The following is a 9350-nucleotide window of genomic DNA, read 5'->3' on the forward strand; positions in this document are numbered from 1 at the left end:
ACATTGCACACACTCAACGGATCGACCGGGCATTTCGCCTCGGCATTCAGTTGCGTCAGCGCAGCACCACCCGCGATTGCCGATAGCGCCCTCCTGCGCGATGGGTCAAAGCGCATTAGCTGGCACCGCAGGAATGGCAGAACCTGGCGAACGCGCTCTTGCGCGTGGAGCACTTCGCACAATGGTCAAACAGGCCGATGCCGCAGTGCGGACAAAAATCGATCTCCGGATTTTTCAGGTCCACAGCCCGCTCGCAGCCCGGGCACACGCCTTTGGAAAGCCTTGTCAGTGCCGTGTCGTAGCTCAGTTCCTCGCGGCGTTGCATGTTCGGCAGCTGCTCGATCAGCTTCTGCTTTTCCAGGTATCGGTTCAGCGAAACAATGGCCTGCCGGCCCACCAGCGCCGTGACGACAATGCCCACGATATAACGAACATAACCACCGTAGCTAGGCAGGTAAGGCACCAGCTCGACGAAGAAGGCAAACACAGCAAAGAAGATAAAACCCCACACAAAGGGCCAGTAAGTCGTCTTGCGCTTTTTCGCAAACAGCCAGCCGGCCGCCACCAGCAACGGGAGAGTCAGGGCCAGGCGGTACAGAAAGATGCGCAGTTCCACACGCCGGTATTCGGCGTTGAGTTGCACCTGGGCAGCCTCTTCCATCTCCGCCAGCCTGCGGCGCTCGCGCGTCGCACCCTGCCGGGCATCCAGTGCCGCCTGCTGCTGAGCTTCTACGGCGACGCCCGCCGCGCGTTCACGGTCTTTCAACCCGTCCAGCGCCCGCGTGCGCGACAGCAGTTCGGCATCCTGCTCAGCCAACTGCGTGGCGCGCCGCGTGGACAGCCAGTTGTCGAAGGTTTCGCGCGCTGCGGCCGAATCCGCCTGGGCTGCCCGGCGTTTAAGCTGGGCTTGCTCCAGCGAGATTTGCGCGTCACGCTCGGCCCGCTCTGCCGTTTTGATGGCGCCGCGTAGCGCATTGCTGGCTGTGGCGTCCATGTAGTCGTCGACCGAGAGCTGCTTCTCGACTTTCGGCAAATCGCCGACCACCGTGCCGCCCAAACCGATCAGGAAACCGGCAAACACCAAAGCCACCAGCCAGAGGCCGCGGTGCATCCATTTTTCTGTCAATCGCAAAGTGTTGGCCATGGTTATCTCCGTTTTCTGGAAAACAGGTTTTCACAGTTTGATGACGGTCACGGGCTTGCCGGGCACAGTCATTTGCGCGCGTTGCAGCCAGTCAAACACCGAATCCACCGTGACGGTCTCAATGCGGTCAGAAAACCGCTTGTCGTTGGGATGGTCGTCAAACGCGATATTCGCCGCRGTCACGCGCCCGCCCAGGCGGGTCAAAGGGCCCAGCTTCAGCGTGGTGGGCTCGTAGCCCTTGAATTGCAGCCAGGCCTGAGCCTTCTCACGCGTGGTCACCCCGGGTTCCATCGCGGCGGCCATGGTTTCAATCGCCCATTGGTTGGACTGCTGGTACTTGCGGCCCCACACGTAGCTCACGATGCTGTAAGGCTTGTGGTGCATGGCTGTCAACCGGCCCGGGTCTTGCAGCAGCGCCAGGAGGCGTGCCTGGACTTCCGGCGCAGGCGCCACCCAGGCAGCTTCGTAACGCCACAGGTCGTCCAGGAAAAACTCGCCCAGTCCCTGGCGATAAACCGCTGAGTCGCCGGTGCCGCAGGTGTTGAGCTTGTGCACCACGCGCCAGGTTATGCCGCCCTGACCGTCGGGCAGCTGATAGGCCAGGCCCAGATGCGAATAGCGAATACCGTACTTGCCCAGGTCTTGGCCTGTCCGCGCCAGCACCACCACCTTCTCGCCGCTGGCATTGAGCGATGCCAGCGTCTTCTCGGCCAGTGTCATGCCGCGCTCAACGGTTTGAGGGGTGGTTTTGCGCGCTTCGCAGGAACGCCCGGCATGGACAGTTGGGGCGGCGCCCAGGAAAAAAGCAGCCAGCAACAACGGCAGGACGACTCGAGTGATTTTCATGGGGTACTCCGCCTTATTGGGTCAACCGCTCGTTGTGCAGCAGCGCGCGGCCTAGTGCATTGGGAATAAAGGCAATGGCCTCTCCGGCCGCCGACAGCACCACCCCGGCGCTTACCACACTGACCACCACGGCGGTGCCGACGACCATGGAAACACCGGCAACGCCCCGGCCGACCACCTCGATGCTGGCGCGGGCACCGTCGGAGCCGCGCTCCAGCACGTACACCGTTCCCCTTGCCGTGCTCTCCACCGTTTTGACCACCAGCACCGTACCGGCCGTAGACAAAACCACAGGCACAGCGACGACTGCACCCACCGCGGCGCTGGCCGTGACTACGACGGAGGCTACCGGCAGTGCCGAGACGGCACTGAGAGCGGAAGCCTCGGATTGGGCTTGCGCATTAAAAGATGCCGTAGCGCCCGCCAATATTGCGCAAACAGCTATTAAATATGTAGCAAATGATTTTTTCATGATGCGTTCCAGAAGAAGTGTTGTTACTTATTCGCTGGCCGCGTGACCGCGGGGCCCGCGGCCCATACGGGCTTCGCTCAAGTCGGCTTCGTGCCGGTCGCGCAGGGTTTTGGCCAGGGTAAAGCTGCAGGTGATCAGGTAGAGCCAGCTCACGCCCAGGAAAGCCTTGTAGGTTTCATTGATCTCCATGCGCCACAAACCCCAACCCGTCAGCGACATCGCCAGGAAGAAGCCACCCCACACCACCAGCTTGAACATTGGGGTGTCCGTCAGCCGGCCTTCGGCCCGGCTTTGCTCCTGGTCACGCACATACTTGGCCAGCACGAAAGCGGCCGACAGGCAGAAGAAATACCCCATGATCATGAAAGCGCGGTCCAGGTCCTTGCCGGGCAGCCAAGACAAGCCCACAGCGCAAAGGAAAACTGCAATCACGAACGAGGCCCACACCTGAACCTGCCAGGGTTTGGAGTCACGGTGTATCAGCGTCTGCATAAAAACCTTGCGGTTGTTGAGGTGCCACTACTGTGCGGGCCAACGCTGCAAAATCACGCGAATAACGATACAGATCCTCAACAATGATCGAAGAGTATCGAATTTTGATACTTATTCAAGGAACCGGTTCAAGGATGTCTTAGCGCCTCCGTCATGCGCATATTGAACAAGGCCGGATCCTCAATTTGCGGAATATGACCGACGCCAGGCAATACCAGCAGTCTTGATCCGGCGACCAGGCGCTGCAGGGTTTCGGCCTGGGACAGCGGCGTGATCGTGTCCTCTTGCCCCCAGACCAAGGTCAGCGGCATGGGCAGCTCGCGGAAACCTTCAGGTTTCTCGCTCAGGGACTTGCCGCTCTCGCCGGCAAATTGCGCGGCCCAGTCGCCCAGGCTGGCGGTGAAGCCGTCCAGCACGAAAGGCTGCCGATAAATTGCCGTGCGCGAAGGCGTGACGACCTCCTTGCGAGCCACGAACTGGCGCAACCAGAATTCGCTGAACAAGGGCTGAGTGCCCACCGCGGCAATCAGTGCGGTGCGCAGCGGGCGAATGCCAAAGAGGCTCGCCGCCACGCCGCCGCTTTTCGCTGGTGCGGGATATTCCATCAGGCCGATTGCCGCGTCGACCAGGATGAGATGGCGCACGCGGTCGGGTTGCAGCATGGCGGCTTCGGCCGCGGGCCCGCCGCCATAGGAGTGGCCCAACAGCGTAACGGGCCCGAGCTTCAGCGCATCAATCAAGCCGATGATGCGGCGCGCCTGTGCGTTGCGACTGTAGTCGCGCGCAGCAGGCCGCGTGCTGAAGCCGAAGGGCGGCAGGTCCACCGCAATGACGCGATAGCCGGCGGCCGCCATGGCCTTTACGTTCTGGTCCCAGGTGCCGCTCCATGCGCCGGTGCCGTGGGTCAGTACCAGGGGCGGCGCGGCCGGGTCGCCGAATTCCTGCACATACAGGTCCACGTCATGCGCATGCAGCCAGCGCCCTTCCCTGGGTGCCGCCTCACGCGGGCTGTGGTCCTCAACCCACAGCATGCGGGCCCAGGAAAAAGCCACAACCAGCAACAGGCAGGCCACCAGCGCCATGAGTACGCGCCACGGATAAAAAAGCCAGGTGCGCCCTGGCTTCTGCTCTCGCCGCTTAATAGTCAAAAATGTGCTCCACCTGCAGCTTGCCGGCTTGCCACTGGCGCAACGACTCGGCCAGGTGTTTGACGGGCACCGTCAACACCACCCGCTGGGTGCCGGGCCGGGTGATGATAGGTTGCCTCAGCAGTGGCGTGGCGGGGCTGGTGGGTTCCCAGGTGCCTGGCGCCAGCACGCTGACCAGGATGAATGAGTCATTGCCTGCGATCTCGCTGAAATTGACGCCTTGCACCGCCAGCGCCTGGGCATAGCGCATGAATGCCTCGTAGCGGGGGATGGTGACCAGGGCCGAACCGTCGGATGTCGGCGAAAGCACCTTCAGCTCCGGCAGCGCGGTGTCGGCCCGCGGCACAGGCTTTGCCACCACGGCAGTGACCGGCAAAGGCGCATCGTAGATCGTCTGCGTGCCCAGCTTGATCAGCCGGGCATAACCCGCCTTGACCAGGTATTCGGTCGTGAGGGCAAAGCGGCGTTCCCACTTGCGGACCATGTCAGGCCCAATGAGAGGCACATCGCGCCAAAGACCTGCCAGCGCCTTGTCGAAGTCATACAGGTACCAGGGCTCTACGCGGATAAACCGCACATAGTCCTGTGCAACGCTGGCCGCATGCCTGTCCTCGGGCGTGGTGCGGCCGGCCAGTGATTCGGCGAGCCGCCCGACGAGCGTCTCGTAGGCCGACTTGAGCGCATATTCCACCGTCGTGCTGGTGCCTATCACCATGATCATCAGGTGATAGCCGGGGTTGAGGTCGAGCCCGCGGCGGCGCGTCTCGTCAAAGACGGCTTTGTAGCTTTCCCAGAACTGGCCGATGTGGCCATAAAAAGGAAAGCGGCTGGGCGCACTGGTACCTATGAACTCACCGTACTCATAGGGGCTGAACACCAGAAACCATTCGGGATAAGTCAGCAGCGTCTGCTCGACGCCGCGCACATGCTCGGGCCCCGCCACCGGCGCAGGGCCGGAGGCCGACGCCATACCGACAAGCGCGGCGAAGGCGCCCGCAACTGTGAGATTGCGCAGCCAGCGCATCACGCGGCAGCCTCGCCGGATTTTGTGAACGCCAGCAGCACGTTGTCGGAGGGATCGTGCGCCTGCAGCTCGCGCTTGCCGCTGTCCTTCAGTCCACGTTCGCCAAGGTAAGCCACCCACTCGGCAACGGGACGGAAGTAGCGCAGCTCTCGCTGATTGGTTTCCCATGCGCCGTTCAGACCAGCATTGAAGACGGTGTGCACCAGTGAGACAAACGTGAACATCTCGGGCGTTGTGACGTCATGGTCGCGCAGGATGAACATGCCGCCCGGCTTAAGCACACGCACGATGGATGCCACAAAGGCATCCAGCTTGTCCAGCGGGCAGTGGTGCAGGCCGATGTAGCAGGTCACCAGGTCCACGCTGGCATCGGGCAGGCTCGCTGGCAGCGGGTCATAGTCGTTCATGGGCACAAAGCCGCCGATCTTGAACAGGCCGCCGCGCTCTGCGATGTCCACCGGCGAGTTGGTGGGCGCCACATCATTCACCAGGGTGACGGGGCCGGTCACCTTGATGCGCTTTTTCAGCTCGCTGATGTAGCGGCCGGTGGAGCCGATCTCGACATAACCGTCAATCTGCTTTTTGTCGCCCAGGAGCCGCTGGGTCTGGTCAGCCATCTCCTTCTTCTGCTTGAAGAGCGCCGGCAACGCCAGGGTCAGGTCCGCCATGAAGGGCTTGATCTTCGGCAGCTCACGCTGGAGCCTGCGGTAAATGGCTTCATCGTTGTCAAGCTCGGCAGAGGTGTTCTTGATCAGTGTGTGAAACCGGTCCTCAGGATAAAGGCGGTAAATGTTCTGCAGGAACTTGTAAAAACCGTCGTGCCAGCGGGTGACGCTGAAAACGGCGCGAAATTCCGAAGCGGGTGAGGTTGTGGTCATGGCAAGCCCAGTCGTTCAGGTGTTGGAGGCGTTCAATGTGGGGGCGTAGTATTTGTCCCAGAGCACATTGCGCAAGCGGAACTGCGGATCGAGCTTGCGTTTCAGGGCGAACAGCTCTTTGGCCCGCGGATAGGCGGCGTGGAACTGCTCCGCCGTTGCATGCGGCTGGTAGGGCAGGTAGTAGCTGCCGCCGACACTGATGGCCGCATCAATCAGCTCGCGCGTCCAGACCGACACGCGGTTGATGGCGTTGTCCCGGGTGCGCTGCTTGTAATAGAGGACAAACGCAAAGGTCTCACCCCGGGCCCAGGCCAGCAGGGTGCCGGGGTCGGGCCGCGCATGCCGCACCGACACATTGAGCGCATTGACGCGATAGCGCTGCAGGATTTCCGCCATGATCGGCACGAAGTCGTCAAACCGTTCCACCGGAATGAAGTATTCCTGCAACACATAGGTTGTGTGCTTGCGCGAAGCCGGCTCAAGCTCCGCCACGTCGTAACCCGCCTCGAAGTTGCGCCAGTGCACCTTGCGGAAAAGATAAAGGAGGGGATCGATCAGGTATTCGCGCCGCCATTTCCCCAAGGGGGTTTCGGTCACGGCCCACACAAAGTAGCGGTTCACAGGGTAGGTTTCACCGCCTTGCTGTAAACGCCTTGGCTCGGTCGTGGCTTCGTCAGTACGCGCCCAGGTGACAGAACGCACCTTGCGGTAATGCGGCGGGTACAGGTCGGCATTGTGGAAAACAGCATCCTGAAAATACCTGACCTTGGCCTTGAAGTGGCTGATGTATTCGGCCGCACTCATCTTGCGGGCCAGTCGCTTGACCTTGGTGTTGTCCGCCAGGTCCAGCTCGGCCTCAACGATCACGGCCACACCGCCGTAGCCGCCGATCACGGCGTAAAAGAGTTCCGCATTGACGGAAGGCGAAGCATCCTGCACGCTGCCGTCGGCCAGCACCACCCGGATCTCCCGCACCGACATCACCACTGCGCCCAGGCCCATGTAGCGACCGTGACAGTTGACGCTCAGCGCGCCGCCCACCGTGAAATTGGCATAGGTCTGCATGATCTTCACAGCGAGGTTGTGCGGATCAACAAATCGCTGGATGTCGCACCAGCGAATGCCAGCCTGCACGCGTATGGTTTTCTCCATCGGCGAGAAGCGGATGATCTGGTTGAGCTCACGCATGTCCAGGTGCAGGCTGCCGGGGCTGGCGGTCTGCCCGCCCATGCTGAAATGCCCGCCGCCCACCGACAGCGAGCCATCGGTACGGCGCACGGCATCGCACACCTCGTCCACGGTTTTGGGTTTGCTGATGGCCCAGACGGCAACCGGGTTGAGGCCGGTCACATCGTTCACGATCAAAGTGTTGTTGTGCATGTTGTGGTCCCGCGTCATCCTCTACCGCACCACCAGATAGTCGCCGCGCGGCGCCAACGGGTCGGGGCCCCAGCGATTGTCTTGCGGCAGGCCGCGCCTGAAGGCCAGTTGCCACGCCAGCCACAACGCGCCGGCCACCGGCACCAGGACCAGCAGCAGCCACCAACCCGAACGGTTGCGGTCATGCAGGCGCCGGATGCATAGCAATATCAGCGCCGCCAGTACCGGACCATTGATGAGCCAGGCCAGCACCACCGAAGGCGCCGGCCCTGCGGCTGCCCAGGCCAGGTACAAAACCATCCACGCGATGAGGCCATGCAGCCAGAAGCCACCGCGAGAAAGCCTGCCGCCAGCTTTAAAAAATTGAAGCGCAGTCATGTCTTGTCCTGTCCCAGAAGTTGTTCCACCTTCGCCCTCAGATCCAAAGGCTCCACTTTGTCCGCAGCAATTGGCATGCCTACATTCAGGCCCACCCGGTTGAAGAGCCCGCGCCGAAAGGGTCTGGTCATGGCAACTCCTTTTTCGGCGCGGCTGAAAAAGGAGCCCCATAAGTCGGTCAGCGCCATCGGCACCACATTGACCTGCACACCATCACGCCGGGCATTCTCCAGAATCTTCATGACGCCGCCTTTGAACTCCTGCAGTTCGCCATTTTTTGTAATGCCGCCCTCGGGAAATATTGCGAGCAGGTCACCATCACGCAGCACCTTGGCGGCGGCCTCGAAAGCCGCCTCGTACAACGCCGGGTCTTCCGTGCGCGGTGCAATCGGGATCGCCTTGGCCAGCCGGAACAGCCAGCCCAGAACCGGCATTTTGAAGATGCGGTGGTCCATCACAAAGTAGATGGGACGCGGGCTGGCGGCCATCAGCAGCACCGGGTCGACAAAGCTGACATGGTTGCAGGTCAGCACGGCAGCGCCGGTAGCAGGGATGTTGTCGTCACCGGTGATCTTGAAGCGGTAGACCAGGCGCGAGGCGATCAGGGCGATGAAACGCAGCAGGTACTCAGGCACCAGCATGAAGATGTAGAACGCCACCACCGCATTGGCCAATCCAACGAACAGGAAGATTTGCGGAATACTGAACCCGGCCTTGAGCAGCGCGCCGGCCAGGATAGCGCTGACGATCATGAACAGCGCATTGAGAATGTTGTTGGCCGCGATGATGCGCGCCCGGTGCGTGGACTGGCTGCGCAGCTGGATCAGCGCGTACATCGGCACGCTGTAGAGGCCGGCAAAGAGGCTGAGCCAGGCCAGGTCGATCATTACGCGCCAATGCACAGGCTGCGACATGAAGGCGCCCAGGGTCATAACGGGCGCTGACGGCAAGCCGCGCGAGGCGAAGTAAAGGTCAACCGCAAACACGCTCATGCCGATGGCTCCCACAGGAACCAGCCCTATCTCGACGTGGCGTTTGCTGAGCACTTCGCAGAGCAGCGATCCGGTCGCGATGCCGATGGAAAACACCACCAGCAGCAAAGACGCCACCTGCTCGTTACCGTGCAGCACCTCTTTGGCAAAACTCGGAAACTGGCTCAGGAATACCGCGCCAAAAAACCACATCCAGCTGATACCCAGCATGGAGCGGAATACCACCAGGTTGCCGTTGGCAAGCTTGAGGTTGCGCCAGGTTTCTGTCACCGGGTTCCAATTGATTTTCAGGCCTGGGTCAGTCGCTGGCGTCAGCGGAATAAACTGCGAGACAAGCCGGCCTACCAGTGCGAGGCCGATGCATGCAATGGCCACATAGTCCGGCCCGACCTGGGGTACGGCCACCATGAGCCCACCCACCACCTGGCCCAGCAAAATGGCCACGAAGGTGCCCATCTCGACCATGCCGTTGCCGCCGGTCAGCTCGCGCTCGTTGAGCGCCTGCGGCAGGTAGGCAAATTTGACCGGGCCGAATATCGTGGAATGCAGCCCCATCAAAAACGTGCAACCCAAAAGCACGGGCACCTGGACATTGG

The 9350-nt window shown here is 61.6% G+C and carries 10 protein-coding genes; all 10 read right to left on the reverse strand.

The genetic code is table 11. The annotated features are described in order from the left end of the window. Window positions 1-115: 115 nt before the first annotated feature. Window positions 116-1144 (reverse strand): serine endopeptidase, encoded by a 1029-nt coding sequence (locus AC1D1P_RS07695; RefSeq protein WP_477668717.1) that lies wholly within the window; start codon window positions 1142-1144, stop codon window positions 116-118. 30 nt (window positions 1145-1174) lie between these two features. Further along, entirely contained in the window at window positions 1175-1990 is an 816-nt protein-coding gene (locus AC1D1P_RS07700) for a DUF2145 domain-containing protein (RefSeq protein WP_477668718.1), read from the reverse strand. Between the two features lie 13 nt (window positions 1991-2003). Continuing rightward, on the reverse strand, window positions 2004-2462 hold the full coding sequence (locus AC1D1P_RS07705; protein WP_477668719.1) for a hypothetical protein: 459 nt from the start codon (window positions 2460-2462) through the stop codon (window positions 2004-2006). 27 nt (window positions 2463-2489) lie between these two features. Next, a complete protein-coding gene (locus tag AC1D1P_RS07710; protein ID WP_477668720.1) occupies window positions 2490-2954 on the reverse strand; it encodes a YiaA/YiaB family inner membrane protein in 465 nt (154 codons plus the stop codon). A 128-nt stretch (window positions 2955-3082) separates the two neighbouring features. After that, a complete protein-coding gene (locus tag AC1D1P_RS07715; RefSeq protein ID WP_477668721.1) occupies window positions 3083-4036 on the reverse strand; it encodes an alpha/beta fold hydrolase in 954 nt (317 codons plus the stop codon). A gap of 55 nt (window positions 4037-4091) precedes the next feature. Beyond that, the gene (locus AC1D1P_RS07720; protein WP_477672582.1) at window positions 4092-5126 is read right to left on the reverse strand and encodes a hypothetical protein; all 1035 of its coding nucleotides are present in this window, start codon (window positions 5124-5126) and stop codon (window positions 4092-4094) included. Beyond that, window positions 5126-6004, reverse strand: a complete 879-nt coding sequence (locus AC1D1P_RS07725) for a methyltransferase domain-containing protein (protein ID WP_477668723.1) — start codon at window positions 6002-6004, stop codon at window positions 5126-5128. Before AC1D1P_RS07725 ends, AC1D1P_RS07720 begins: the two co-directional genes overlap by 1 nt. 15 nt (window positions 6005-6019) lie before the next feature. After that, window positions 6020-7384, reverse strand: a complete 1365-nt coding sequence (locus AC1D1P_RS07730; protein WP_477672583.1) for an FAD-binding oxidoreductase — start codon at window positions 7382-7384, stop codon at window positions 6020-6022. Window positions 7385-7405: 21 nt separating this feature from the next. Continuing rightward, window positions 7406-7762 carry a DUF805 domain-containing protein gene (locus AC1D1P_RS07735; protein ID WP_477668725.1) on the reverse strand — a complete coding sequence of 119 codons (357 nt, stop codon included), beginning with the start codon at window positions 7760-7762 and terminating at the stop codon, window positions 7406-7408. After that, window positions 7759-9350: MFS transporter (locus AC1D1P_RS07740; protein WP_477672584.1), on the reverse strand; the 1592-nt coding region annotated here is incomplete at its 5' end. The genes AC1D1P_RS07735 and AC1D1P_RS07740, both read right to left, overlap by 4 nt.

The organism is Polaromonas sp. P1_E1_2, from assembly GCF_056406035.1.